Origin of the sequence: Variovorax sp. IB41 (assembly GCF_016405905.1) — a bacterium.
GTDB lineage: Bacteria > Pseudomonadota > Gammaproteobacteria > Burkholderiales > Burkholderiaceae_C > Variovorax.
In genome coordinates, this window is the sequence record NZ_JAEFCB010000004.1 from 186,567 (window position 1) to 211,979 (window position 25,413).

Here is a 25,413-nt window from a genome sequence, read left to right on the forward strand (position 1 = left end):
ACCGAAAGAAGCCTGTGACGACGACCCTGACAACTACCCCCCTCGCCCCTTTGCTGGACCGCCTGTTCCAGGAGGCCGGCGCTGCAACCAGCCCCGCCGTTGCCGGCATCAGCCCGGAGGAGCGCCAACGGCTGATGCACAGCAAGACCGAATACCTCGACTTCTACAGCCGCCTGAAGGACCTGTGGCTGCCGGTGTCGCGCGAGACCGGCGTGCTGCTGTACCAGCTGGCGCGCAGCACGAACGCGCGGCACATCGTGGAGTTCGGCACCTCCTTCGGCCTCTCGACCCTGTACATGGCCGCGGCGCTGCGCGACAACGGCGGTGGCCGGCTGATCAGCAGCGAGTTCGAGCCTTCGAAGATCGCCAGGGCGCGCGAGCATCTGGCCGAAGGGGGCGTGAGTGACCTGGTCGAGATTCGCGAAGGCGATGCGCTGAAGACGCTGGCCGTCGATCTTCCCGAGTCCATCGACCTGCTGCTGCTCGATGGTGCGAAGTCGCTCTACAACGATGTGCTGGCGCTGATCGAACCCCGTCTGCGGCCGGGTGCGCTGATCGTGGCGGACAACGCGGACTACAGCCCGGAGTACCTGGCGCGCGTGCGCTCGCCCGATAGCGGATATCTGTCCGTGCCGTTTGCCGACGACGTGGAGTTGTCGATGCGGTTGGGATAAGGCGCTTCCAATAAGAAATTACGGCAGCGAATAAAAACGGCCGACCTAACGATTCAGATATTGCGCGCAAAAAAGTAACGCTTATTGCTACGCAATGAATGCTTGGCCCGGCCACTTATTGAAAGCGCATCTCGGGACCTCGGTGGGCTTTCGTGACTTATTGCACGCCAGCCAGAAGCTGATCCTGATGGGACCAATTTGTCATCAGCGAACAAAAAATTACAACCAATAATCGGCCTCCAATATCAAAGAGGAGGAATTTTGAAGAACACAGTTCTCAACAACATGCCGCGCGCGCGGCTTCTCGCCATTGCAGCCGCTGCTGCAGCGATTTCTGCATGTGGCGGTGGTGGCGGCGGAGGGGGAGGCGGATTTCCCATCTTGCCAATTGCGCCCGCACCAGCACCCGCGCCGCCCTCGGAGCCCGCGGCGGACAACTCGGCTCCCTGCTTCAATGAAGCCGATTTCCGCGAAGGAACATCGGTCGAATTCGAAGCGGCGAAGGTCGGAGCGGATGCGGCAGCCGAGCCTTTCCATAGAAAGAGCGTGACCGAAAAACGGGAAGCGTTTGCCGGCGCCAATCCGATTTCAGCCAATGTGGAATCGAGCACCGTAAGGATCATGCGGGCCCTGCAGAGCACCGTCAAAAAAGAATACAAGGATCTGGTCGGCGGAAATATCCTGCTTTACGGCAAGTCCACGACATACACGCAGACGATCGATCCGGACTTCGCAGCAACGCTTCCCCCGGGCTTCCCTACGGACAAGCTCATTTTTGTTTCGCAGGCGTATGAGCCGCCGTTTACGTTCCCGGTGGACATGAAGCCCGGTCAGGTCGCGAGCCAGAAATCGACGGTCACCAAGACCAAGGTCGTCGATGGCCGCAGCGATCCGGCAACCTCCTTCGCGGCAACCGGCGAATTGACCTATGTCGGCCGCGAGAAACTGACAACGGCGCTGGGCACGTTCGACACCTGCAAGCTCTCGCTGAAGATCACGGTCGGTGCTTCGGTGATCTCGACGGACGCCACCCGGGAGTTCTGGCTGGCGGCAGAAGGCCCTTACCAAGGCCAACTGCTCAAGGGCGGCGATACGAAATCGTCCTGGCTCGTGACGAAGATGACCTATGCGCCCAAGTAAGGCGTTGAACAGTCTTTAGAACAACGGACCCTTTGGGGTCCGTTTTTCGTTACAGCGCGAAGATCCGATCCATGGCGATCCACTTCTCCCCTTCAGGCGTCCAGGGCGTAGGCGCCTGAAACTTCCACATCAGTTCTTCCCACTCGCGAATCTTCGGATCGCTGCGCGTAGCACTTGCCATCGCCTCCGCGTCATACCGCGCATCGTCCGTCTCCATCACCATCACCATCCGCGTGCCGAGCCAGTAGATCTCCATCCCCGTCACGCCATGCGCATGCAGATGCGCGCGCACCTCGGGCCAGATGTTGCGGTGATGCGCTTCGTATTGCGCGATCAGCGCCGCATCGTCTTTCAGGTCGAGGGCAAGGCAGTGGCGCATGGTTCGTTCGATCCGTTGGTCGGTGAGAGAAAAAATGAAAAAGCGAGCGCTCAGGTCAACGCCCGGTCCAGATGCGTATACCCGCCATCCACGAACACCCACTGCCCCGTCGTGTGCGAAGACGCCGTGTCCGACAGCAGAAACACCACGGTGTTCGCAATCTCCTGCGACGTGGTCATCCGGCGCCCCAGGGGAATCTTCTCGGTGATGGTCGCGAGCTTGCGGTCGGGCTCGTCGAAGGCGGAGATCCAGCGCTGGTACAGCGGCGTCATCACCTCGGCGGGAATCACCGCGTTGACGCGCACGCCCTCTTCCAGCAACGACGCAGCCCACTCGCGCGTCAGCGACAGCTGCGCGCCCTTGGCCGCGGTGTAGCCGCTGGTGTTGCCCTGCCCCGTCAGCGCCGTCTTCGACGACATGTTCACGATGGCCCCGCGGCTTGTCTTCAGGTGCGGCAGGCAGAAATGCGCCATCACGTAGTAGTGGACGAGGTTCCGGTCCAGCGACGCGACGAAAGCCTCGCGCCCCGCTTCGAGGCCCACGCTGTCGTTCACGCCCGCGTTGTTGACCAGCCCATCGATGCGCCCGAACTCCGCGACAGCGCTGGCGATCGCCTGGCTGCAAGCCGCCTCTTCCATCAGCTCGAATTGAAGGAACCGCGCCCGCGGCTGCAGCCCGCGCAGTTCTTCCTCGAACGCCGCGTCCAGCGGGTTCTTTCCGCAGATCACCGGCACCGCCCCTTCGCGCGCGAGCGTGAGCGAAATAGCCGCGCCGATGCCGCTGCCGCCACCGGTGACCAGCACCACCTTGTCTTTCAGATTCAAGTCCATGACTGCGCGACGCCCTTCCTGTTGTTCACTTACCCGCGAAAGCGATAACGCTCGAGCGACTCGGGCTTCATCGTGATCGAGAAGCCCGCGCCCGTCGGCGGCATGTACGCCGCATTGCGGACCACGCAGGGCTCGACGAAGTGCTCGTGCAGGTGGTCCACATACTCGATCACCCGCCCTTCGCGCGTGCCCGAGATGCAGAGGTAATCGATCATCGAGAGGTGCTGCACGTACTCGCACAGCCCCACCCCGCCCGCGTGCGGACACACGGGCAGCTTGTACTTCGCGGCCATCAGCATCACCGCGAGGATCTCGTTCACGCCGCCGAGGCGGCACGCATCGAGCTGCACCACATCGATGGCGCCGCGCATGATGAACTGCTTGAACATGATGCGGTTCTGGCACATCTCGCCCGTGGCCACCTTCACCGCCGGCGCGATGCCTTCGCGGATCTTGCGATGGCCTTCGACGTCGTCGGGGCTCGTCGGCTCCTCGATGAACCAGGGCTTGGCGAACGCCAACTGCTTCACCCAGTCGATGGCCTGGTCGACCTCCCACACCTGGTTGGCATCGATCATCAGATGGCGATCGGGCCCGAGCACTTCGCGCGCCACCGTGAGCCGGCGGATGTCGTCCTGCAGGTCGCGCCCCACCTTGAGCTTGACGTGGTTGAAGCCCGCATCGACCGCCTCCTGCGCAAGCCGCCGCAGCTTCTCGTCGGAGTAGCCGAGCCAGCCGGCCGACGTGGTGTAGCAGGGATAGCCCTCGGCCTTCAGCGTCTCGATGCGTTCGGCCTTTCCCACGGCCGCATCGCGCAGCAGCACCAGCGCTTCGTCGGGCGTGATGCAGTCGGTGATGTAGCGAAAGTCGATGCAGCGCACCAGGTCCTCGGGGCGCATGTCCGCCACGAGTTGCCACACCGGCTTGCCTTCGGACTTGGCCCACAAGTCCCATATCGCATTGACCACCGCGCCGGTCGCCAGGTGGATCGCGCCCTTGTCGGGGCCGATCCAGCGCAGCTGGCTGTCGGAGGTGATGTGCCGCCAGAAGCGGCCCATGTCCTGGGCTACCCACTGCAGGTCGAGCCCGACGACCAGGTGACGCATCGCCTCGATGGCCGCGCAGCAGATCTCGTTGCCGCGGCCGATGGTGAAGGTCAGGCCATGGCCTTCGAGCCCCGGCCGGTCGGTCTCCAGCACGACGTACGCCGCGGAGTAGTCCGGGTCGGGGTTCATCGCGTCGGAGCCGTCGAGTTGCTGCGAAGTGGGAAAGCGCACGTCCAGTACGCGCATGGATCGAACGATGGTCATGAACGGGGTCTTCGGAGAGAGACGGAGAGAGAGGGATCAGTCGTACAGAACGGCCGCGATCTTGGGGTCCGCGATGTTCGTCTTGTCGTACCAGAAGAAGCCCGTGTCCACAACCTTGGGCAGCTTCTCGCCCTTGATCGCCTTCACCGCCATCTCCACGGTCTTGTAGCCCATGCCCACGGGGTTCTGCGTGATCGCGCCGGCCATGCTGCCGTCGATGATCGCGTTCTTCTGCTGCTTGCCGGAGTCGTAGCCGATGACCACGACCTTGCCGTTGCGCTTCATCTCCTTGACGCCGTTGACCACGCCGATGGCCGAGCCCTCGTTGGCGCCGAAGATGCCCTTCAGGTTCGGCGAGGCCTGCAGGATCGACTTGGTGATCTCGGTCGATTTCAGCTGGTCGCCGCCGCCGTACTGCACGCTCACGATCTTGATGTTCGGGTAGGTCGACTTGATGCGGTTGACGAACCCGTCGCGCCGGTCCACGCCGGTGCGGCTGGTCTGGTCGTGCACCACGAGTGCGACCTCGCCCGACTTGCCGATCATCTCGGCCATCTTGTCGGCGGCCAGCGCGGCGGCGGCCTTGTTGTCGGTCGTGGTGGTGGTCACGGGAATGTCGCTGTCCACGCCCGAGTCGAACGCGACCACCGGAATCTTCGCGGCCTGCGCCTTCTTCAAGAGCGGAATGGCGGCCTGGCTGTCGAGCGCGGCGAAGCCGATGGCCTGCGGCTTCTTGGCGAGCGCGGCCGAGAGCATGTCGATCTGCTTGTCGACCATCGCCTCGGTCTCGGGGCCCTCGAAGGTGACCTTGACCTTCAGGTCTTTCGCGGCCTGCTCGGCACCCGATTTCACGGCCTGCCAGAACTGGTGCTGGAAGCCCTTGGAGACGAGCGGGATGTAGATCTCTTGCGCCTGCTGCGCGTGCGCGAAGCCCGCCAGGCCGATGAGGGCCGCGCCCAGCGCGGTGGTGACTGCTCTTCGTTGAATCATGCAAAGGTCTCCTGTGGTTGTAGAAATTGGAAATCGCAAATCGAAAAATCGGGTCAGTGCTTGTTGCTGCCGCGCCGGCGCAGGATGTCCGCATACACGGCCAGGATGATGATCACGCCCGTGATCACCGTCTGCCACTCCTGCGCGACCGACAGGATGCGCAGCCCGTTTGTCAGCACGCTCATGATGAAGGCGCCGATGATCGTGCCGACGATGGTGCCGGTGCCGCCGCTGAGCGACGTGCCGCCGATGACCACCGCCGCGATCGCATCGAGCTCGTAGCCCTGCCCCAGCGCCGGCTGCGCGGAGTTCAGGCGCGAGGCGATCAGGAGGCCCGCGATTCCGCAGATGCCGCCGCTCACCGTGTAGACCAGGACCTTCCAGAAATCGGTGTTCACGCCCGACAGGCGCACCGCCTCCTCGTTGCTGCCGAGCGCGAAGGTGTAGCGGCCGAAGATGGTCTTGTTGAGCAGGATGCTCGCGACGACGGCGACCACGAACAGGATCAGCACCGCGTTCGGAATCGGCAGCGACGGAATGAAGTAGCCGATCAGCGAGTCCTGCGAGATCGCCGGAAAGTCCGGCGTGTCGTTGAAGTAGATCGGCTTGGTGCCCGAGATCACCAGCGACAGGCCTTTGAGCAGCATCATCATCCCCAGCGTCGCGATGAAGGGCGGGATCTTGAGCTTGGCGATCAGCACGCCCGAGACGAACCCGGCCAGCGCGCCGAAGAAGATCGCCGCCGCGATGCCCAGCGCGAGCGGCATGCCCATGTAGGTGAGCACCACGCCGGCCATGACGGCGCAGAAGGTCATGAGCGTGCCCACCGAAAGATCGATGCCCGCGGTGATGATGACGAAGGTGCAGGCGATGGCCAGCACGCCGTTCACCGCGGTCGATTGCAGGATGCTCACGAGGTTGTCGGTCTGCAGGAACTGCGGCGAGGCGAAGCTGAAGAACACCATCAGCGCGATGAGGCTCGCGAAGGCCAGGAGCTTTTGCCGCGTGGCGGGGCGAAAGAGCCGCGCCTTCAGCGAGAAGCCGGGCGTATCTGCAGTGGTCGCGGCGGTGGTAGCGGTGGTAGCGGCGGGGATGGTCAAGGGGTTGTCTCCAGTCGTCATGCGGTGGCTGCAGCTTCGCGCCGGGTGGCGAGCTGCATGATCTTTTCCTGCGAGGCGTCGCGCCCCGCGAGCTCACCGGTGATGCGGCCTTCGCACATCACCAGCACGCGGTGGCTCACGCGCAATATCTCGGGCAGCTCCGAAGAGATGATCACGATGGCCTTGCCCTCGGAGGCCAGCTCGTTCAGGAGGCGGTAGATCTCGGCCTTGGCGCCCACGTCGATGCCGCGCGTGGGCTCGTCGAAGAAGAGCACGCTGCAGTCGCGCAGCAGCCACTTGGCGATCACGATCTTCTGCTGGTTGCCGCCCGAGAGCAGCCGCACCTGCTGGCGCACCGAGGGCGTCTTGATGTTGAGCTGCTTCACATAGCGCTCGCCCGCCGCCTCGATGGCCGCCTGGTCGATGAAGATGCCCATCGACAGGAACTTCTTCATGCTCGGCAGCGCGATGTTGGTTTCCACGTCCATGCCGGTCGCCAGGCCGAAGTGCTTGCGGTCTTCGGAGAGGTAGCCGATGCCGTGCGACACCGCGTCCTCGGGCGACCGGATCGACACCTTCCTGCCGCGCACGAAGACCTCGCCCGCATCGACGCGGTCGGCGCCGAACACCGCGCGCGCGAGTTCGGTGCGGCCCGCGCCCATGAGCCCCGCGAAGCCCAGGATCTCGCCCCGGCGCAAGACGAAGCTCGCATCGCGCACCATCGCGCCGCGCGTGATGCCGCGGGCCTCCAGCACGATCTCGTTGCCCGAGGTGTCGGGGAAATCGTTCGCCACCTCGGTGAGCTGGCGCCCGACCATCATGGCGATGAGCGTGTCCATCGGCGTCTCGGCCATCGGCACCGTGGCGATGTACTGGCCGTCGCGCATCACGGTCACGCGGTCGGCAATGCGCTTCAACTCGTCCATCTTGTGCGAGATGTAGACGATGGCCACGCCCTGCGACTTGAGCTGACCGATGATGCGGAACAGGTCGGCCACCTCCTCGTTGTTGAGCGCGGCGGTGGGCTCGTCCATGATGAGCACGCGCGAGTCGAACGAGAGCGCCTTGGCGATCTCCACCATCTGCTGCCTGGCCACCGTGAGTTCGCCCACCGGCGTGTGCGGATCGAGCCTGAGGTTCATGCGCGCGAAGATGCGCTCGGCCTCCACGCGCATCGCCTCCTCGTCGATGAAAAGACCCAGGCGCCCGCGCGGCTCGCGGCCGATGAAGATGTTCTGCGCGGCGCTCAGGTGGTTCATCAGGTTGAGCTCCTGATGGATGATGCCGATGCCCAGCGCCTGCGCGGCGCGCGGGCTCGCGATGTCCACGGGCTGGCCGTCGATGCGCACCTCGCCCGAATCCTTGCCGTAGACGCCGGCCAGCACCTTCATGAGCGTGGACTTGCCCGCGCCGTTCTCGCCCATGAGCGCATGCACCTCGCCGGGCAGCAGGTCGAACTGCGCCTTGTCGAGGGCACGCACGCCGGCAAAGGATTTGCAGAGGTCGCGGATGGTGACGATGGGTTGCATGAGTTCGTGCGTTCGTGCGTTCGTGCGTTCGTTCTTCAGTCCGTGGACGAGATGCCGTAGAAGTGCTGCGCGGTGCGGCGCCAGACCTGCGCCTGCCCGTGCGGCGGCAGGCTGCCGATGAGCGCCTCGCTCGCCGCGATCCAGCCCGCGTAGTCGCCGGCCAGCGTGAGCACGGGCCAGTCGCTGCCCCACATCAGGCGGCCGGGGCCGAAGCAGCGCAGCAGCACGCCCCAGACCGGGCGGATGGCGCGCACCAGTGCATCGACATCGCCGTGCATCGCGGGCGGCGCTTCGGTCCAGAGGCCCGAGAACTTGCAGCAGACCTGCGGCAGCGCGGCCAGCTCGGTCATGTGGCGGCGCCATGCGGCGAAGGCCTCGCCGTCTTCCGCGTCGCCCACCGCGGGCTTCGCTGCATGGTCGATCACCACGGGCAGTTGCGGCCACGCCTTGACGAAGCGCAGCAGCGCGGGCAGCTGGCGCGGCTTCACCAGCGCGTCGAAGCGCAGGCCCAGGCGCACCATCGCGCGGATCGCATCGGGGTGCGGCGCGTGCGCGATCCAGTCGTCGTCGGGCAAGTCCTGCAGCATCGGCCGCACGCCCTTGAACTTGGGGTGGCGTGCCATGCGCTCCAGCGAGGCCGCGGCATCGCGGCGGCTCAGGTCGACCCAGCCGACCACGCCGCCGATCGCCTTGTGCGCGCTGGCCAGCTCGAGCATGAAGTCGGTCTCGGCCTCCGACCCGGCGGCCTGCACCAGCACCGTCCGCGCCACGCCGTGCGCTTGCAGCAGAGGCGCGAGATGCTCGGGAAGAAAGTTGCGCATGAGCGGCGCCAGCGCCGACACATCGGCGCGCAGCCACGCATAGTCGCCGCGCGCGGGTCGCCAGAAATGCTGATGCGAGTCGATGCGCTGTGTCATGACTTGACGCCGGCCGCGGTGCTGCGCGGACGCCTTGCCCCTTCAGTCCATATACGAACAGAGTATTTACATACGAACTTTCATCGTCAAGAGCTCAGGGTCGGGGCTTACCCGTAAGACGAAAACTTGCCAAAGGCCAATGCTGCTGGTGAAATTCATCTGTGAACAAACCCCTGAAGTCCGCCATCTTGGACAAGCCCACCGACGACCCCGAACGCTATCGCGCCCCCGCCCTGGACAAGGGACTGGACATCCTCGAACTGCTGGCCGACCAGCCCGACGGCCTGACGCGCGGCGAGATCGTCAAGGCGCTGGACCGCGGCCCGAGCGAGATCTACCGCATGCTCGAGCGGCTGGTGGCGCGGCGCTACGTGCTGCGCTCGCCCGCGGGCGACCGCTACAGCATGAGCCTGAAGATGTTCGACCTGGCCCACCGCTACCCGCCCACGCACCGGCTGGTGGCGCAGGCGCTGCCGGTGATGGACCGCTATGCGAAGGAGGCCGAGCAGGCCTGCCACCTGGGCGTGTACGACCGGGGCAACGTGCAGATCGTGGCGCAGGTCAACAATCCCTCGGCCATCAGCATGACGGTGCGGCCGGGCACGCGCGTGAACCTGCTGGACACCGGCTCAGGCCAGGTGCTGCTGGCCTGCGAGTCGGACGCGCGGCGCAAGCAGATGCTGGCCGAACACGTCGCGCTCGACGGCGAGGTGCTGATACCGCCCGACGAACTCGAGCACATGCTCGAGGCCGTGCGCGCCACAGGCTATCGGCAGCGCGAGAGCCTGCAGTACTTCGGCGTGATCGACATCTCGTGCCCGATCCTCGGGCCGTACGGCCATGCGCTGGCGGTGCTCACCACGCCGTACATCCGGCGCATCGACCGCCACGCGATTCCGTCGCTGGACCGCGCGCGCGAGCTGATGCTGCAGGCTGCGCGCGATCTGTCGCTGTTGGCGAACGCCGCTCAATCGGCGTAGACGCCGGCCGCCTTGATGACGGGCGTCCACTTCGCGATCTCGCCGATCACGAACTTCTTGTGGCCCGCGGGCTCGATGCGGCCATCGGTCGCGACCACGGCGCCCAGCAGCTCTTCGCGCTTGATGAAGTCCGGGTCTTTCAACGCCACCTTCAGCGCATCGTTGAGCTTCTTGAGCACCGGCGCGGGCGTGCCCTTGGGCGCATACAGGCCGTGCCAGATCGTGACCTCGAAATTCTTCAGGCCCGCTTCGTCGAGCGTGGGCAGGTCCTTCAGGAGCGGCGTGGTCAGGCGGTGGGGCGTGGTCACGGCATAGGCCTTGACCTTCTTGGCCTCGATCTGCGGCGAGGTGTTGGTGCTCTGGTCGCACAGCAAGTCGATCTGGCCGCCGATCAGGTCGGTGATGGCCGGTGCCGTGCCCTTGTAGGGCACGGGCGTCATCTCGGTCTTGGTCGCGCTCTGGAACAGGAGACCGCACAGGTGCGAGGCCGAGCCCACGCCCGCGTTGCCGATGTTGATCTTGCCCTTGTTGGCCGCGATCCAGGCCGTCAGTTCCTTGTAGTTGTTGGCCGGAAGGCTCGGCTTGGAGATCAGCGTCATCGGCACGTCGTTGACGATGCCCAGGTACTCGAAATCGCTCTCGACCTTGAACGGCACGTTGCGCACCAGCGTCGGCACGGTCGCCATCGCGATGTGGTTCAAGAGCAGCGTGTAGCCATCGGGGTTGGCGCGCGCCACCTTGGCCGCGCCGATCGAGCTGCCCGCGCCGGGCACGTTGTCTATGATGACGCTCGCGCCGCCCAGGGGCTTGCGCAGCGCTTCGGCCAGGTCGCGCGCCACGCGGTCGGTCGGGCCGCCCGCGGCGAAGGGCACGACGATGGTCACGGGCTTGCCCGCGGGGAAGTCCTGCGCGTGGGCGCCAATGGTCAGGCCCAGGGTGGCCAGCGCAACCGCCGCGAGGGCGAACATTTTTTTCATGGAAGTCTCCGTCAAGGTCAAAAAGAAAAATCAGGGTGCGCGCGAAGGCACGCGGCTCTCCAGCGTGGGCGGTTGCCACTCGGGCTTGATGTGGCAGCCGTTCTTGCCGTCGGTGTCGTAGCGCGGCGCGAGCGATGCGCAGCGTTGCGCCAGGCTCTGGGGCGTGGGCTTCTCGCCCTTGTCGATCCAGTCCATCAGCGCGCCGAAGAGCGCGGGGTATTCCGAATCGCTGAGATAACTGTGCTCGCGCTCGGCGCTGAAGCTCTGCACCAGGTTGCCGCCGGTGCCGGCTGCGTCGCGGATGCGGCGGTAGGCGTTCTCGAGCTCCACGAACGCGGTCGGATCGTCGATGGCATGCAGCCCCACCGTGGGCAGCGAGGTGCGGCCCGTCGGCTGGCTGTCGGCCGCGAGCGCGCCCTTGGCCTGCGGGTCGGCGGCATAGCGCACAACGCCCGCGTTGAGCGCCGCGTCGTCGGCCGAGCCGCTGTAGACCACGCCGATGTTGCCGAAGGGGTTGCGGCCGTTCAGGCGCTTCTGCACCAGGTCCTGGAAGAGCCACGTCGCCCAGTTCAGGTGGCCGACGAGCGAGCGCTCCTGGATCTTCACGACAGAGAGGATGGTCTTCAGGCGCGCCGCCTGCTCGGGCGTGCGCTGCGCGGCGGGCATGCCGACGCCGGTGCATTCCTTCACGCGCGCGGCGAGTTCGGCGCGGGTGAGTTTCGACGCGATCGGCAGGCCCATCCACAGCGGGTACTGCGGCTCGTCGGGACGCGGATGGTTGCGGCAGACGTACTGGTAGACCACGCGCAGGTCGAGCCGGAAGTCGTAGGCGCTGTTGCCGCCGCCGAGCACGCCGCTCGTGAGCAGCAGGCCGTCGTAAGGACTCTTCGCCATTGCTGCGTCACCCAGCGGCGCATAGAGTTCGGCCGCCTTCGCCGCCACGCCCGCGCCGTAGCTCTGCCCGTGCAGCAGCGTGCGCTTGGGCTGGCCGAAGTGGCGCACGAAGATCTGGCGCAGGCGCTCGGTGTCTTCGGCCGCCATCGTCACGCCGTAGCCGCCGCGCCGGTAGGTGGAGCCGGCCCAGGCGTAGCCGGCCTTCACGGTGACGGCCCAGCGCTTCAAGTCTTCCTCGCTGCGCTCGAGCTTGGGCGGGCCGGTCTCGGGGCCGCCGTGGGCGTGCATCACGAGCACGCGGTTCGCGTCCTTCGTCCAGTCCTTCGGGATGGCGATCCAGTAGAGCGCGCCGGTGCCGTCTTCACCGGTGTAGCAGCGCGCGGCTTCGGGGACGGGGGACGGGCAGGTGGCGGGCTTGGGTGCAGTTGCCGGGGCCGCGTGCGCGGACAGCAGCGGGGCCGTGCCGAGCAGTGCGAAGGCGGCAAGTTGCGACAGTTGTTTTTTCAATGGCGTACTCCGAGTTCCAGCGCCGCGTTCGTTCCATCGGTGGTGACGAAGCCCAGGACGCCGCTGTTGAAGATGAAATTGCCCGGCCGGCCCGCGTCGGCCTGCACCACGCCGGGCACCGGCGTGTCGTAGCCCAATGATGCCGCAGCGCCGCCGAGGTTGAAGTTGCTGCCCGCGACCGTCGCCTCGCGGCTCTCGCCCTTCACGCTGGCCATGGCGTAGCTGCCGTCGGCCGCGCCCGCCATCAGGCTTTGCTGCAGGCCGAAGATGCGCAGGCCCGCGGTGGCGGCCGCATCGCGCACCAGGTGCAGCGGCACCGCGGTGCCATTGACCAGCCCGATCACCATCGAGCCGCTGAGCGTGCCGCCGGTGGTGACGGCGCCGCCGGTCGGCGCGGTGGTGCGCACGTCGAAGGCGCCATGCGTGGTGTTGTAGGTGATGTAGCCCTTCTCGGTCTCGGTGCAGTTGGCGTCGTAGATCATGAAGCTGCCGGCGCTGCCCGCCGCGCTGCGGCAGTACTGGAAGGTGCCCGCGTTGCGAAGGCGCACCGCGCCGGCGTAGGCCGAGGCGGTGCCGGTGCCCTGCTGCACGCCCACCGTGTTGAAGATGTTCGCCACCGGATTGAAGACTGCGGGCGAGGCCGTGTTCTCGAAGGTGTTCTGGAACGCCACCAGGGGCGAGAAGCCGCCGCCGCTCGGCGGGTTCACGCCGCCCAGCAGCACGCCGCCGGGCGCGAAGCTGAAGACCGCGCCGCTCTCGTTGCTCGTGTAGCTGCAACTGCCCTGCGCCACCAGCGAGCCGGTGCGCACCGTGCCGGCGGTGCGCTGCAGGCTGGCATCGATGGTCACCGTGTAGGCCATGGTGGCCGGATCGATCTGCACGCGCAGTTCTTCGCCGAAGCTGTTGCCGCCCTTGTAGGTGGTGGCGGTTGCGGGCAGGTTGGGGCAAGCCAGCGGGTCGCCGACCTCGGTCACGCAGCTGTAGTTGACGGCCGCGTCCAGGCTGCCGGCGCCGCGGTACTTGGGCCACGACGGGAACAGGCACAGCGGACGCGTGCGGCCGTAGCTGCCAGCCACCGCATCCACCGCCACGCCGGTGGCGGGCGCGAGGCCGCCCTCGACCCAGCCTTCGAGCGCGGCGAGCGAGTCCCAGTTGGGAATGAAGCTGCCGGTGCCGTGACCCATGCCGGGCACGGTGTAGAAGCGCACGTTCTGGTCGACCGTTGCCTGGCCGACCGTGGCGATGAGTTGCTTGTAGTAGTCGATGGTCGAGTTCGGGCTGATCACCTCGTCGGCCAGGCCGTGCAGCATGATGAGCCGGCCGCCGTGCGCGAAGAAGGGCGCAAGGTTCGGGTTGGTCGCATCGGTGAGGTTGGAGACCTCGGTCACCCGCGCGGCATAGCTGCCCGGGTCCAGCGGGTCGAAGGTCAGCGAGTCGAAGCCCGCGATGCGCGTGACGAAGAACTTCACCCACTGGTCGCCGGTGACGTACATGTTGGCGTCGGCCGAGGTGGCCGGGTTGGCCGGCACCGGACGCGTGCCGAGGTCGCGCGTGGTGTACGGGCCGGCGACGAGCGCGCCTTCCAGGATGTTGTAGCCGCCCGCGCGCTTGACGCCATTGCCGAGCGAGTAGGTCGTGAAGTCGAGCGGCGATTCGATGGTGCGCACGGTGGCCAGCTGCGCGTCCGAGAGGCACGTGTTGCCCGTGTCCGCGCCGCCGGAGCAGCGCAGCGAGGCGAGGATCTGCGTGTTCAGCAGCCGGCAGCTTTCCACGTTGCTCACGATGTTGTCGGCCGCGCCGTCCAGCTTGTCGCAGGCCTGCATCGCGGCCTTCTGCACCAGCAGCGTCTTGGCCACGTTCATCCAGCCCGCGCCGCCGTTGTTGTAGAGCGCACGCCCCACCGCCACGTTCGACAACCGCGTACCGGTGTAGTTGAGCGCCGGCTCGTTGGCGATCACACCGTCGTAGTCCAGCGGCCAGCGCTGGATGTAGCTGAGCGCGTCGCGCCCCCCGGTCGAGGTGCCGAGGAAGTAGGCGTGTTTGGGCTTGACGGCATAGCGCGCGAGCACCAGCGCCTGCGCCACGTCGCGCGTCTTCTTGAGCGACAGGCCGCCGTAGTTGGCCAGCTGCTCGTCGTTGGCCGCGAACTTGCCGTCGGTGATGCTGCTCGACTGGTGGCCCGAGTCGTCGCCGTAGGTGGCATAGCCGAGCGCGAGCGGCGCGGGCTTGCCGGCGGGGCCGAAGCGGATGACCTCGGTGCCGTCGATCAAGACGCCGTCGAAGCCGCCGCCGCCGAAGTGGATCGTCTTCTGGTTCCACTTCTCGGGCAGGTTGACCGCGAAGTTGATGAGCTGCGACGCCGGGTCCACCGGCTGGATGGTGCCGCGCACGCGGCAGTAGTCGCCCAGCTGGTTGCCCGCGTCGGTCGCGGCCACGGGCGTGGCGCTGACGACGGTCGCGCCGCCCGTGGGCAGGCTGATGAGCGAAGCGGGCAGGCTCTTGCCCGCGAGGTCCGCGCAGGCGACCACGGGCACCACCGGCGGCGGATTCTCGGGCGGGTTGCCGGGCGGATCGGTGTCGGGCTGTCCGCCGCTCGAGGGCGGGTTGTTCGGCACGATGGGGAAGAAGCCGGCACCGCCGCCGCCTCCCCCGCCGCCTCCGCAGGCGGCCAGGACCAGGGAAACCAGCGAAATGCCGATCGCGGGGCCGAGCGCGGGGCCGAGCGAACGGCGGGCGCGACGGGCGGCGTCGATCATCGAAAGAATCGGGCGGGGGCGCGGTGGGCGCATGGTCTTGTCTCCGGCATGCGGCCTCGGTGGGCCGCTCTTTTTTGAATGGGCGGCCGGACGATAGGTGTACGAGTGACCTTGGGTCAAATAAAATAAAAGTACACATCCGATACGAAAAAAATATGGAGTCAACGTGGAGCTAGCGTGGAGATAAGACCGCTGCGGTACTTCGTGGCCGTCGCCGAGACCGGCCACATGACGCGCGCCGCCGAGCAGCTGGGCATCCAGCAGCCGCCGCTGAGCCAGACGATCAAGGCGCTCGAACGCGAGCTGGGCGTGCTGCTGTTTCGCCGCCATCCGCGCGGCGTGGCGCTCACCGATGCGGGGCGCCTGTTCCAGGTCGAAGCGCTGCGCATGCTGCAGGACATGGAGGCCATGAAGCAGCGCATGGCGCGCGTGGCCAACGGCGAGGTCGGCACGCTGGCGGTCGGCTTCACCAGCTCGGCCGCGGCGCACCGCTTCGTGCCCGAGGCGCTGCGCGCCTTTCGCCGCGAGCACCCCGGCGTGGAGCTGCAACTGCGCGAGAACAACGCGGCCGAGCTGACCGAGGCGCTGGCCGCCGGCCGCCTGCACTGCGGCTTGCTGCGCGTGCCGGTCGCGCGGCCCGAGGGCCTGCTGTTCGAGACGCTGCTGCGCGAGCCGGTGCTGGTCGCGATGCCGAGCGACCACCCCTTTGCCCTCGCGCGAAAGAACATGGAAAAGGCCTCGCGCCCGCTGCCGCTCGCGCGGCTGTGCGAGGAAGGCATCATCCTCGTGCGCCGTCCGGGCGCGCCGGGCCTCTATGCCGAGCTGCTGGCGCTGTGCCACGCCAAGGGCCTGCGCCCGCGCGTGGTGGCCGAGGTGGACCGCATGATGACCAACCTGAATCTCGTGGCCGCGGGCGTGGGGCTGTCGGTGGTGCCGGCCTCGATGACCGGTGTGCACGCGCATGCCATCGCCTACGCGCGCCTGGCCGACGGCGGCCAGCTCGACGCACCGCTCACGCTGGTGTCGCGCCTGGAAGAAGACAACCTGCCCGCGCAGCACTTCGCCGCGCTGCTGCGCAGGCACGCGAGCGAGAACCCGGGGTCATGAGCAACGTCTGGCTGCGCCGTCGCCATTTCGTGCGCAGCACCGGCGCCCTGCTGGCTGCTGCGTGCGGCATGCCGCAATGGCTGCGCGCCGCCACGACGTCATCGCCCTGGCCGAACCGCCCCGTGCGCCTGATCGTGGTCTATCCGCCGGGCGGCGTGAGCGACGGCATGGCGCGCGTGCTGGCCGATCCGCTCTCGCAGGCGCTGGGCGTGCCGGTGCTCATCGAGAACCGCGCGGGCGCGGGCGGCAGCATCGGCATGGATGCGCTCGCGCGCGCCACGCCCGACGGCTGCACCCTCGCCTTCTCGGCCATCAGCCCGCTCACGCTGCACCCGCTGATCGCGCGCGTTCCCTACGACCCGCTGCGCGCCTTCGCGCCGGTGGCCAGCGTGATGCGCACGCCGGTGCTGGTGGTCGGCACGCCGGCCTTCACGGGCCACGGCTTCGCCGACCTGATTGCGCGCGCACGCAGCCAGCCCGGCGCGGTGCGCTGGGCCACCTCGGGCGTGGCCACCATCGGGCACCTGGTGCTCGCGCAGGTACGCATGCAAAGCCGCACCGACATCACGCACATCCCCTACGCGGGCGGCGGCCCGCAGCTCAACGATGCGCTGAGCGGGCAATTCGAGGTGCTCTCGACCAACGTCGCCGCGCAGCAGCTGCAGTACATCGAGGGCGGACGGTTCCAGGCGCTGGCGGTGGGCGCGCCCGCGCGCATCGAGGCGCTGCCCGCGGTGCCGACGCTCGCGGAGCTGGGGTACGAGCGCGCGAACCGCGATTCGCTCTTCGGCATCTTCGCGCCGGCGCGCACGCCTGCGGCGGTGGTGCAGCGGCTGAATGCGGAGATCAATCGCGTGCTGCGCAGCGATGCGGTGAGGGCGCGGCTGCGGGGGGCGTACAACCTGCCGGCCGGGGGAAGCATCGAGGACTTCGCGCATGAGATCGCCGTGGATCGGCGGCGCAATCGGGCGTTGGTGGCGGGGGATCGGGCGCAGTTCGACTAGGGACTAGGTTTCAGCGCCCCAAAGCCGCGGATAGTCACTCACGAAGCCGTCCCCGGTCACACCGAGCACCGCCTCGTAGTCGAAGCGTTTCGCCACATACGCGTACTCGCTCTCGCCGCGCCGCTCGTAGCTTTGCATCAGCTCGCTGAGCACGCCGCCGCCATCGAGATCGACCCACGCGGCCGGCGCATCGGCCGACTCTCCCACCGAGAGATTGAGCCGCCGCAGTTGCAGCAGGTTGGTGGCGGGCGTGAACCCCAAATCGAGGTCCACGCAATGCGACAGGTCGGGCACGGCCTCGTCGTTGAGCTTCCAGTGGCCATGCGCATCGCGCGCGATCGACAGCTCCACGGCCGCGTCGCCGAGCCAGCCGCGCACCATGCCCCACTGCGTGTGCCAGTGCAGGTCGCAGCGCACGCGGTAGTGCAGCTGGGCGATGCGGCCGTCCTCCTGGCGGAACACCGCGGCGCCGTCGAGCTGCCAGGCCGAGGCATTGCGCTCGAGCCGGCAGGCGTCGTGGCCCGGGGCATCGAGCTTGCGCCAGAGAATGGAGGCGACGGTTTGCATGGCGCGGATGATGGCACCGGCATGCTGCAGGGCGCAAGCGCCATCGCGCAAAATGCCCCGCATGATGAAGGCCCTTTTCACGGCGCTGCTCGCCCCTCTCCTCTCCCTGCTGGCAGGCGGCGCCGCGCATGCAGCCGCGCTGAAAGACGGCGACATCGTCTTCCACACCTCGCGCTCGGCCCAGAGCGTGGCGGTGCAGCGTGCCACGGGCTCGCGCTACAGCCACATGGGCATCGTGCTGCTGCGGGACGGCAAGCCCTTCGTGTTCGAGGCCGTCTCGACCGTGCGCTACACGCCGCTCGCGCAATGGACCGCGCGCGGCAACGGCGGGCACTACGTGGCCAAGCGCCTGCGCGATGCCGACACGCTGCTGACACCCGGCGCCGTGGCCCGCCTGCACGCGCGCACGTCGGACTTCGCAGGCCGGCCCTACGACCTGACCTTCGAGTGGTCGGACGGGCGCATCTACTGCTCCGAACTCGTGTGGAAGCTCTACCAGCGCGCGCTGGGCGTGCGCATCGGCGAGCTGCAGAAGATCCGCGAATTCAACCTCGCCGACCCGGCCGTGCGCGCCAAGATGCGCGAGCGCTACGGCGACAGGGTGCCGATGGACGAACCAGTGATCTCACCCGTGGCAATGTTCGATTCGCCGTTGCTCGTGACCGTCGAAACACGCTGACCTCCGCGGCCCTCGGCGGGCGAAACTCCTCCAGCCGCGAGACAATCGTTTCCGTGAGTTCCCCGCCCCCCTCGCCCCTCCCGACAGGCCCGATCCGCCGCATCGCCCACCTCGACATGGACGCCTTCTACGCGTCGGTCGAGCTGTTGCGCTATCCGCAGCTCAAGGGCCTGCCCATGGTGATCGGCGGCGGGCGGCGCAACGTCGACGAGGCGATCCGCAACCTGCCCGCGGGCGGCACGCTGGCCGACATTCCGGTGGAGGCCTTTCCGCGGCTGAAGGACTACGCGGGCCGCGGCGTCATCACCACCGCCACCTACCCCGCGCGGCAGTTCGGCATCGGCTCGGCCATGGGACTCATGAAGGCGGCCAAGCTGTGCCCGCAGGCGCTGATCCTGCCGGTCGATTTCGACGAATACCGTCGCTTCTCGCGCGCCTTCAAGCAGGTGATCCTGGACATCGCGCCGCTCATGGAAGACCGCGGCGTGGACGAGGTGTACATCGACTTCACCGACGTGCCCGGCGGCCAGCGCGACGGCGGGCGCTCTCTGGCGCGGCTGATCCAGAAATCGATCCTCGACGCCACGGGCCTGACCTGCTCGATCGGCGTGGCGCCCAACAAGCTCATCGCCAAGATGGCGAGCGAATTCAACAAGCCCAACGGCATCTCGGTGGTCTACGAAGGTGACCTGGAGAGCCGCATCTGGCCCCTGCCCTGCCGCAAGGTGAACGGCATCGGGCCCAAGGCCGACGAGAAGCTGAAGCGCTTCGGCATCGAGACCGTCGGCCAGCTCGCGGCGCGCGAGCGCGACTGGCTCGTGCAGAACTTCGGCAAGGCCACCGGCGCATGGATGCACGAGGTGGCCTGGGGCCGCGACGACCGGCCGGTGGTGACCGAGAGCGAGCCCGTCTCGATGAGCCGCGAGACCACGTTCGACCGCGACCTGCACGCGGTGCGCGACCGCGCCGAGCTGGGCGCGATCTTCACGCACCTGTGCGAGAAGGTCGCCGAAGACCTGCAGCGCAAGGGCTATGTGGGCAAGACCATCGGCATCAAGCTGCGCTACGACGATTTCAAGATCGCCACGCGCGACCAGACCATCGACCGCTTCACCGCCGACGGCAAGACCATCCGGCAGGTCGGCGGGCAGTGCCTGAAGCGCGTGCCGCTGGAGCGGCCGCTGCGCCTCCTGGGCGTGCGCGTGGGGGCGCTGGCGAAGGCCGGCAGCCCCGAGGCGCTGGCACCGGCCGCTGCGGGCACGTCGCGCGCCTCGGCGGAACCCGCCTCGACCACGGCATCGCTCTTCTGAAACCATGATGATCATCAAACGCTGGCTCCTGCGCCTCGCCTTCACGCTGCTGGGGTTCGTGCTGGCGGTGGGGCTCTATGTGCTCGTGGCCTGCGCGCTGGTGCTCTGGCCGGCCCATGCGAAGCCGAAGCTGCCCGCCGAAGCCCCGGCCTTGGAAGCCTGGGTGCTGAGCAACGGCGTGCACACCGATCTGGTGTTCCCGGCCCGCTCGGCCGCCATCGACTGGCACCAGCTCTTTCCGCTCGCCGACTTCAGGGCCGTGCCGCCCGATGCCGAGTTCATCGCCATCGGCTGGGGCGATCGCGAGTTCTATCTGCACACGCCCACCTGGGCCGACCTGACGGCCTCGCGCGCGTTCGGCGCGCTCGCGGGCGGCAACCGGGCGTTGATGCATGTGACGTACCTGCAGCGGGGCCAGATGCGGCGCGGCGCCTACAAGCTGCCGCTCTCGCAAGCGCAGTACGCGCAGCTCGTGGACTACGTGCGCGCCGCGCTGCCGTCAGGTCGCGCGACGCCGATCGCGGGCGCGCACTACGACAACCAGGACGCCTTCTACGAAGCCGAAGGCGGCTACAACCTCTTCGAGACCTGCAACACCTGGACCGGCCGCGGCCTGCGCAGCGCGGGCGTCACAGTGAGCCGCTGGACGCCCTTCGACTTCAACGTGACCTGGCACCTTCAGCCCACGCAACCCTGAGGCCGCTCAAGGCTTCGGCACGCCCGCCTGCCACTGCGGCCAGTTCTTCACGATGTGATCCACCACGCGCGTGCCGACCAGCGCGATGTTCTCCACCGTCTCGGCAAAGCCGCCGGCCGTCTCGCCCGGCGCCGGGTCCAGGTGCTGCAGCGTGCTTTCCTTCGGGTTGCCCTGGTCGAAGTTGACCGCGCCCCGCAGGCTCATCACACGGTCGGTGCCGTGGGTGCGCTTGATCACGAGGGTGATGGCGGCGGCCTCCATTTCGGTGATCACGTAGTCGTCGGCGCCGTAGAGCTTGGCGATGTACTGCGCCTGCTTCGACATGCCCGGGCCGTGGAAGAAGGTGTCGCCGGTCATGTGGGTGCCGGTGCCGACGAAGGGCGCGCGCCGCGCCGCGGCGTCGGGGTAGCGCAGGCGGTATGTGCGGGCGGCGTCCGAATCCTTCAGCGGCGTGTCGGCCGAGAGCTTCATGGCCCAGCCGACGAGGTCGGGGTTGAGCTTGAAGCGGCGGTAGTCCTCGTAGCCCTTGCGCGGCATGAAGGTGGGCTCGCCCGCCTTGTTTTCCTCGGGTGCCCAGCGGTGGCCGAGGTCGTAGTCCACGAGCCAGGTGGCCCAGCTCACCTCGCCGATGGTGCCGCGCGAAGGGGGCGTGCCGGCCACGCCCGAGATCACGTAGTAGGCCTCGGAGAAATCGAACTGCGGATTCAGCAGGATCGCCTGCATCGACGACGACGAGTTGACCTTGCCCATGCCGAGCACCGCGCCGCAGACGCCGTCGGCGTTGCAGTACACGGGCTGCAGCGCGCCGGGCACGGCCATGGGCCTGGCGCCCTTCCAGTAGCGCTCGTACCAATGCTGGAACTCGCCGGCGCGGTCGCCGGTGTTCTGCCCGATCTCGAACATGGCGGCGACGAACACCTTGACCTTGACGGGCGCGGCCGATGCAGCCGGTGCATTTGGCGCAGGCGAGGTGGAGGCACAGGCCGTGGCGAGCAGCGCCGCGGCACACAGCGCCGACCAGCGGGCGCAGAGGGAGGTCCAACGAGGAAGCATGATTTTTGCGGGCGGAGATAAGTGGAAGAGAGGCACCAACAGCTTGCGGCGTCCTACACCGGGCGATTGTCGGTGCTGGCACAAGCGGATGCATCTCCAGACGCAAACCTCATGCCGGCCTCCACCTCGCCCACCTCCAAGCCGATCGTCAAACCGCCTGCCAAGGCGCCCTCCAAGCCCACGCCCATCGCGAACGGCCTGGTCTACGTCACTCCCGACATGCCCGGCATCCAGCGCCTGAAGCACGGCGAGCGCTTCCGCTACCGCGACGCCAAGGGCCGGTGGCTGCGCGACGTGGACGAGATCTCCCGCATCCGCATGCTGGCCATTCCGCCGGCCTACACGCAGGTGTGGATCTGCCCCCTGCCCAACGGCCACCTGCAGGCCACCGGCATCGACGCGCGCGGCCGCAAGCAATACCGCTACCACGCCGACTGGCGCGTGATGAAGGACGAGACCAAGTTCGAGCGGCTCGAAGCCTTCGCGCTCGCGCTGCCGCGCATCCGCGCCCGCGTCGCGCGCGACCTGCAGCCGGTGAAAGGCCAGAAGGTGCCCGGGCGCAGCCAGGTGCTCGCCGCGCTCGTGCGCCTCCTGGACACCACGCTGCTGCGCGTGGGCAACGAGGAGTACGCGAGCACCAACGGCTCCTTCGGACTCACCACGCTGCGCGACCGCCATGCGGCCGTGCAGGGCACGGCGCTGCGGCTGCACTTCAAGGGCAAGAGCGGCGTGATGCACGAGGCGAAGCTCGAAGACCCGCGCGTGGCGAAGGTGGTGCGCCAGTGCCAGCAGTTGCCGGGGCAGGCACTCTTCCAGTACGCGGACGAAGACGGCGAGCTGCGCGGCGTCTCGTCCACCGACGTCAACGACTACATCGCCGAGGCCGCAGGAATTGCCGAAGCCTCGCAGGGCGACCGCTTCACCGCCAAGGACTTCCGCACCTGGCACGGCACGGTGCAGGCGCTGGAGCTCACGCGCCTGGCCTGCGAGCCGGGCCGCGTCGCCGCGGACGGCAGCCGCTACAGCGCCAAGGACATCCTCGCGGCGGTGGCCAAGCAACTGGGCAACACGCCTGCGGTCTGCAAGAAGGCCTATGTGCACCCGGCCGTGCTGGCGCTGGGCAGCGCGCTCGCGAACGACGACGAGGACGCGGCCACCGCGTTGTTCGAGAAGATCGCCGGGCGCGACACGGCCAGGCCTTCGCGCGGGCTGTATGCGGCGGAGCGGCGGCTGCTGGCGTTCTTGCGGACGCACCGGCAGGCGCAGGTGCGTGAACGGCGCGCCGGCAAACCTGGCGCCGGCGGGCGGCGCAAGCCTCAGCCGGTCGCGAGCGAGAAACGCACGCTGTCGCCGTCCACCGCGATGGCGTAGCCCATGTCCTCGGCGAGGTTCTGCAGCGCGATCGCGTCGATGGCCAGCGCGCGCGGCGCGCGGTGCGCATCGAGCACGGGGTTCACCGCGCCGGCTTCGCGTGGCAAGGCGATGAAGCGTAGCCCGTCGGGGCCGTCGGCCTCGACCCGGATCGCGCCGGCCTCGGCCGCGCCGTCGTGCAGATAGCCCAGGACGCCCAGGAAGAGGTAGCGCAACGCGGCCCCTGCGGGCCGGCGCGGCTCGCCCTCTTGCGCATCGAGCGGCACATCGAGCGAAGGGTCGGCATCGAGCATCACGCCATGCAGGTCGAAGGCCGAGCGCATCAGGTTCACGCACTGCGCCACCAGCGCACTGCGGGTGATGCCGTCGTCGGTGGTGGCCAGTTCCCAGTCGCGCAACGACCGGATGGCTTGCACCAGTTCCGACACCTGGTTGTCGATGAGGGCCACGCGCTCTTCGCAGGCGGCGGCATCGATGGGGGTGGCGGCCACCTGGCGCTTGAGCATCAGGAGCGCCATGCGCACCACCGAGACGGGCGCCGCCATGTCGTGGCGCAGGGCGGGCAAGGCGCGGGTGAGCAGTTCGTGGCGCACGCCGGCAGCGATCCAGCTGCGCGCTCCGGGCGACGATTTCATTGCGCTGCAGCCCAGGTCGGGGTGCGGCCCGTGCGGCGGGGGGCGGCGGGGGACACGGTCACGGGAAATTTCCTGAAACGGGGAGAGGGCAACAAGTATCGTGCCCGCCTCACCGGCCAGGTGTAGGAGCGTGCCTACGCCCTCGATGCCTCCGTCCAGGAACCCAAGGCCCGGGGGCTCAGGGTTTCCCGAGGTAGGTGCGGATGTCCTTCACCTCGACGCCGGCGGCGGCGACGGCCGAGCGCAACTGCGCCTCGGTCACACCCAGCGTCTGCGTCCAGTAGCGCACTTCGTGGGATTCATTGACGTTGATGCGGGCTGCATCCTGCGGTCCGCGCTTGCTCAGGTCATCGGCCATGGTGTGGATTCCTTGTTGAAGGCCACCACGATGCGGCGTGCGCGGGCGATGCGCTGGCGGACGGCAGCGCACCCGCGTGCAGGATAAGTCCGAGGAACGGGTTAGAGGTTGGGCTGGCGATGCCCCGCGGATTCAGGACGAGGACGCCCGGGCCCGCGCCTGCAGTTCCCGCTTGAGCAGCTTGCCGTTGGCGGTGATGGGCATCGCGTCGATCACCTCGATGCGCGCCGGTCGCTTGTAGGGCGAGAGGTGCTCGGCCAGGTGCGCGCGCAGCGCGGCCTCGTCGAGCGATGCGCCAGGTTTCAGCTCGGCAAAGGCGACGACCTGCTCATTGCCATCGGCCTCCGGCACGCCGACCACCGCGCATAGGTGCACGCCCTCGAAGCGGCCGATCACCGCCTCGATTTCCGCCGGGTACACGTTGAAGCCCGAGCGGATGATCATTTCCTTCAGCCGCCCGACCACGAACAGCGCGCCGTCGTCGCCGAAGCGCCCGAGGTCGCCGGTGGCATACCAGCCGCCGGGGCGCAGCACCTGCGCGGTGGCGGCCGCGTCGCGGAAGTAGCCGAGCATCAGGCCGGGGCCACGCAGCCAGATTTCGCCGGTGTCACCCGCCGGCACATCCTGGCCGTCGATGCCCACGATGCGCGCTTCGCCGCCCTCGACCGCATGACCTGCAGCGGTGTCGTCGCGCGGCGCCTCGGTGCGCGTGAGAAACACCGAGCCCGCGTACTCCGAGAGGCCGTAGCCGTAGTGCAGCGGCTGGCCGAACAGGCGCTCCACGCGCTGCTTGAGCCCGAGGTCGAGCGGTGCGGAGCCGGTGTACACATAGCGCAGCCTCGGAAAGCGCGGCACCGCGCGCTCGGCCTCGATGTGCGCGAGCAGCCGCGCATACATCGTCGGCGGCCCGAGCAGGTTCGACACCTCCTCGTGCGCCAACGCCTGCAGCATGTCTGCCGGCGAGAAGCTGCCGCGCAGCACCAGCGACGCGCCACCGGTGAGCGCGGCCATCAGCACCGTGCCGATGCCGAAGATGTGCGTCATCGGCAAGAACGCGTAGACCCGGTCGCGCGCGTCGAGCGAACGCACGGCCGCCGACACGCGCCCGAAATGCAGCAGGCCGCGGTGCGACACCATCACGCCCTTGGGCGTGCCCGAAGTGCCCGACGTGAAGATGATCGCGGCCGTATCGGCGAGTGCCGCATCGGGCTCGGGTCGCGCTTCTGCGCGCACGGCGGAGTACATGACGCCCGGCAGCCTGGCCGTTGCTGACGTGACCGATGTTGCGCGCTCCGCGTGCAGCCGCGCGGCCACCGACGCGCCGGTCGTGAAGCAGCACAGGCGCGCATCCGCACGCTCGACGACGGCCGCGATCTCGCCCGGCGACATGCGCGCATTCACGCCGCACGACCACGCGCCGACGCGGCTGCACGCCATCAGCAGCGCGATGTGCGCGGCGCAGTTCTCGGCGACCAGCACCACGCGGTCGGTCGGGCGCACGCCGGCGTCCAGCAGGTCTTGCGTGGCCGTGTCGGCCATGGCTTGCAGCGCCGCATAGGTGGTGGTGCCGCCAGGCTCGAAAAGGAAGACGGCTTCCGGCGTGCGGACGGCGCGCTCATGCAGCAGGTCGTGAATGCGGTGCTGCATCG

General features: G+C 68.0%; 24 protein-coding genes. 9 read left to right on the plus strand and 15 right to left on the minus strand.

Translation table 11 applies throughout. The annotated features are described in order from the left end of the window. Positions 1–14 precede the first annotated feature (14 nt). Together JC881_RS11155 and JC881_RS11160 are read left to right on the plus strand one after the other, a co-directional pair. Positions 15–674: an O-methyltransferase gene (locus JC881_RS11155; protein WP_198785779.1), complete on the plus strand. Its 660-nt coding sequence runs from the start codon at positions 15–17 to the stop codon at positions 672–674. Between the two features lie 261 nt (positions 675–935). Next, positions 936–1,814, plus strand: coding sequence for a hypothetical protein (locus tag JC881_RS11160; RefSeq protein ID WP_198785909.1), 879 nt, complete (start codon positions 936–938; stop codon positions 1,812–1,814). Positions 1,815–1,863: 49 nt separating this feature from the next. On the opposite strand, the gene JC881_RS11165 is transcribed toward JC881_RS11160, so the two are convergent. Genes JC881_RS11165 through JC881_RS11195 form a run of 7 tightly spaced genes read right to left on the minus strand, consistent with a single transcriptional unit; the run spans position 1,864 to position 8,869 of the window. Then, the gene (locus JC881_RS11165; RefSeq protein ID WP_198785780.1) at positions 1,864–2,193 is read right to left on the minus strand and encodes an L-rhamnose mutarotase; all 330 of its coding nucleotides are present in this window, start codon (positions 2,191–2,193) and stop codon (positions 1,864–1,866) included. Between the two features lie 50 nt (positions 2,194–2,243). Continuing rightward, complete coding sequence (locus JC881_RS11170; protein WP_198785781.1) at positions 2,244–3,023, minus strand: SDR family oxidoreductase; 780 nt, start codon at positions 3,021–3,023, stop codon at positions 2,244–2,246. A 29-nt stretch (positions 3,024–3,052) separates the two neighbouring features. Continuing rightward, a complete protein-coding gene (locus JC881_RS11175) occupies positions 3,053–4,333 on the minus strand; it encodes an L-fuconate dehydratase (protein ID WP_198785782.1) in 1,281 nt (426 codons plus the stop codon). 36 nt (positions 4,334–4,369) lie between these two features. Next, on the minus strand, positions 4,370–5,323 hold the full coding sequence (locus tag JC881_RS11180) for an ABC transporter substrate-binding protein (RefSeq protein ID WP_198785783.1): 954 nt from the start codon (positions 5,321–5,323) through the stop codon (positions 4,370–4,372). A 53-nt stretch (positions 5,324–5,376) separates the two neighbouring features. Then, positions 5,377–6,444, minus strand: a complete 1,068-nt coding sequence (locus JC881_RS11185) for an ABC transporter permease (RefSeq protein WP_198785784.1) — start codon at positions 6,442–6,444, stop codon at positions 5,377–5,379. After that, the gene (locus JC881_RS11190) at positions 6,441–7,952 is read right to left on the minus strand and encodes a sugar ABC transporter ATP-binding protein (RefSeq protein WP_198785785.1); all 1,512 of its coding nucleotides are present in this window, start codon (positions 7,950–7,952) and stop codon (positions 6,441–6,443) included. The genes JC881_RS11185 and JC881_RS11190 overlap by 4 nt, the downstream gene beginning before the upstream one ends. A gap of 35 nt (positions 7,953–7,987) precedes the next feature. Next, the gene (locus JC881_RS11195) at positions 7,988–8,869 is read right to left on the minus strand and encodes an amidohydrolase family protein (RefSeq protein ID WP_198785786.1); all 882 of its coding nucleotides are present in this window, start codon (positions 8,867–8,869) and stop codon (positions 7,988–7,990) included. Between the two features lie 188 nt (positions 8,870–9,057). On the opposite strand from JC881_RS11195, the gene JC881_RS11200 reads away from it, so the two are divergent. Next, a complete protein-coding gene (locus JC881_RS11200) occupies positions 9,058–9,849 on the plus strand; it encodes an IclR family transcriptional regulator (RefSeq protein WP_198785787.1) in 792 nt (263 codons plus the stop codon). On the opposite strand, the gene JC881_RS11205 is transcribed toward JC881_RS11200, so the two are convergent. From JC881_RS11205 to JC881_RS11215, 3 genes are read right to left on the minus strand one after another with little or no spacing between them, the layout of a single operon-like run. Beyond that, entirely contained in the window at positions 9,837–10,826 is a 990-nt protein-coding gene (locus JC881_RS11205; protein ID WP_198785788.1) for a tripartite tricarboxylate transporter substrate-binding protein, read from the minus strand. The genes JC881_RS11200 and JC881_RS11205 overlap by 13 nt on opposite strands. A 30-nt stretch (positions 10,827–10,856) precedes the next feature. After that, on the minus strand, positions 10,857–12,227 hold the full coding sequence (locus JC881_RS11210; protein ID WP_198785789.1) for an alpha/beta hydrolase family protein: 1,371 nt from the start codon (positions 12,225–12,227) through the stop codon (positions 10,857–10,859). Further along, positions 12,224–15,016 carry a tannase/feruloyl esterase family alpha/beta hydrolase gene (locus JC881_RS11215; protein ID WP_198785790.1) on the minus strand — a complete coding sequence of 931 codons (2,793 nt, stop codon included), beginning with the start codon at positions 15,014–15,016 and terminating at the stop codon, positions 12,224–12,226. Before JC881_RS11215 ends, JC881_RS11210 begins: the two co-directional genes overlap by 4 nt. A gap of 144 nt (positions 15,017–15,160) precedes the next feature. Here JC881_RS11215 and JC881_RS11220 point away from each other — a divergent pair, with 144 nt between their 5' ends. Beyond that, positions 15,161–16,090, plus strand: a complete 930-nt coding sequence (locus tag JC881_RS11220) for a LysR substrate-binding domain-containing protein (protein WP_198785791.1) — start codon at positions 15,161–15,163, stop codon at positions 16,088–16,090. Next, complete coding sequence (locus JC881_RS11225) at positions 16,087–17,094, plus strand: Bug family tripartite tricarboxylate transporter substrate binding protein (RefSeq protein WP_198785792.1); 1,008 nt, start codon at positions 16,087–16,089, stop codon at positions 17,092–17,094. Before JC881_RS11220 ends, JC881_RS11225 begins: the two co-directional genes overlap by 4 nt. Before the next feature lie 3 nt (positions 17,095–17,097). Here the strand turns inward: JC881_RS11225 and JC881_RS11230 are convergent, their stop codons facing one another. Beyond that, the gene (locus JC881_RS11230; protein WP_198785793.1) at positions 17,098–17,661 is read right to left on the minus strand and encodes a putative glycolipid-binding domain-containing protein; all 564 of its coding nucleotides are present in this window, start codon (positions 17,659–17,661) and stop codon (positions 17,098–17,100) included. Between the two features lie 61 nt (positions 17,662–17,722). Between JC881_RS11230 and JC881_RS11235 the strand changes: the two genes are divergently transcribed. The 3 genes from JC881_RS11235 (at position 17,723) to JC881_RS11245 (ending at position 20,347) form a co-directional block, all read left to right on the plus strand. After that, complete coding sequence (locus tag JC881_RS11235; protein ID WP_233101707.1) at positions 17,723–18,340, plus strand: YiiX family permuted papain-like enzyme; 618 nt, start codon at positions 17,723–17,725, stop codon at positions 18,338–18,340. A 116-nt stretch (positions 18,341–18,456) separates the two neighbouring features. Continuing rightward, on the plus strand, positions 18,457–19,650 hold the full coding sequence (locus JC881_RS11240) for a Y-family DNA polymerase (protein ID WP_233101724.1): 1,194 nt from the start codon (positions 18,457–18,459) through the stop codon (positions 19,648–19,650). A gap of 4 nt (positions 19,651–19,654) precedes the next feature. After that, the gene (locus JC881_RS11245; protein WP_233101708.1) at positions 19,655–20,347 is read left to right on the plus strand and encodes a TIGR02117 family protein; all 693 of its coding nucleotides are present in this window, start codon (positions 19,655–19,657) and stop codon (positions 20,345–20,347) included. 6 nt (positions 20,348–20,353) lie between these two features. Here the strand turns inward: JC881_RS11245 and JC881_RS11250 are convergent, their stop codons facing one another. Beyond that, a complete protein-coding gene (locus tag JC881_RS11250; RefSeq protein WP_198785796.1) occupies positions 20,354–21,400 on the minus strand; it encodes a purine-nucleoside phosphorylase in 1,047 nt (348 codons plus the stop codon). A gap of 111 nt (positions 21,401–21,511) precedes the next feature. On the opposite strand from JC881_RS11250, the gene JC881_RS11255 reads away from it, so the two are divergent. Beyond that, on the plus strand, positions 21,512–22,771 hold the full coding sequence (locus JC881_RS11255) for a DNA topoisomerase IB (RefSeq protein WP_198785797.1): 1,260 nt from the start codon (positions 21,512–21,514) through the stop codon (positions 22,769–22,771). Here JC881_RS11255 and JC881_RS11260 read toward each other — a convergent pair. The 3 genes from JC881_RS11260 to JC881_RS11270 form a co-directional block, all read right to left on the minus strand. Beyond that, on the minus strand, positions 22,717–23,406 hold the full coding sequence (locus JC881_RS11260; RefSeq protein WP_198785798.1) for a hypothetical protein: 690 nt from the start codon (positions 23,404–23,406) through the stop codon (positions 22,717–22,719). The genes JC881_RS11255 and JC881_RS11260 overlap by 55 nt on opposite strands. A gap of 178 nt (positions 23,407–23,584) precedes the next feature. Then, the gene (locus JC881_RS11265; RefSeq protein ID WP_042578428.1) at positions 23,585–23,764 is read right to left on the minus strand and encodes a DUF3606 domain-containing protein; all 180 of its coding nucleotides are present in this window, start codon (positions 23,762–23,764) and stop codon (positions 23,585–23,587) included. A 132-nt stretch (positions 23,765–23,896) separates the two neighbouring features. Beyond that, positions 23,897–25,411: a class I adenylate-forming enzyme family protein gene (locus tag JC881_RS11270; RefSeq protein ID WP_198785799.1), complete on the minus strand. Its 1,515-nt coding sequence runs from the start codon at positions 25,409–25,411 to the stop codon at positions 23,897–23,899. Positions 25,412–25,413 lie beyond the last annotated feature (2 nt).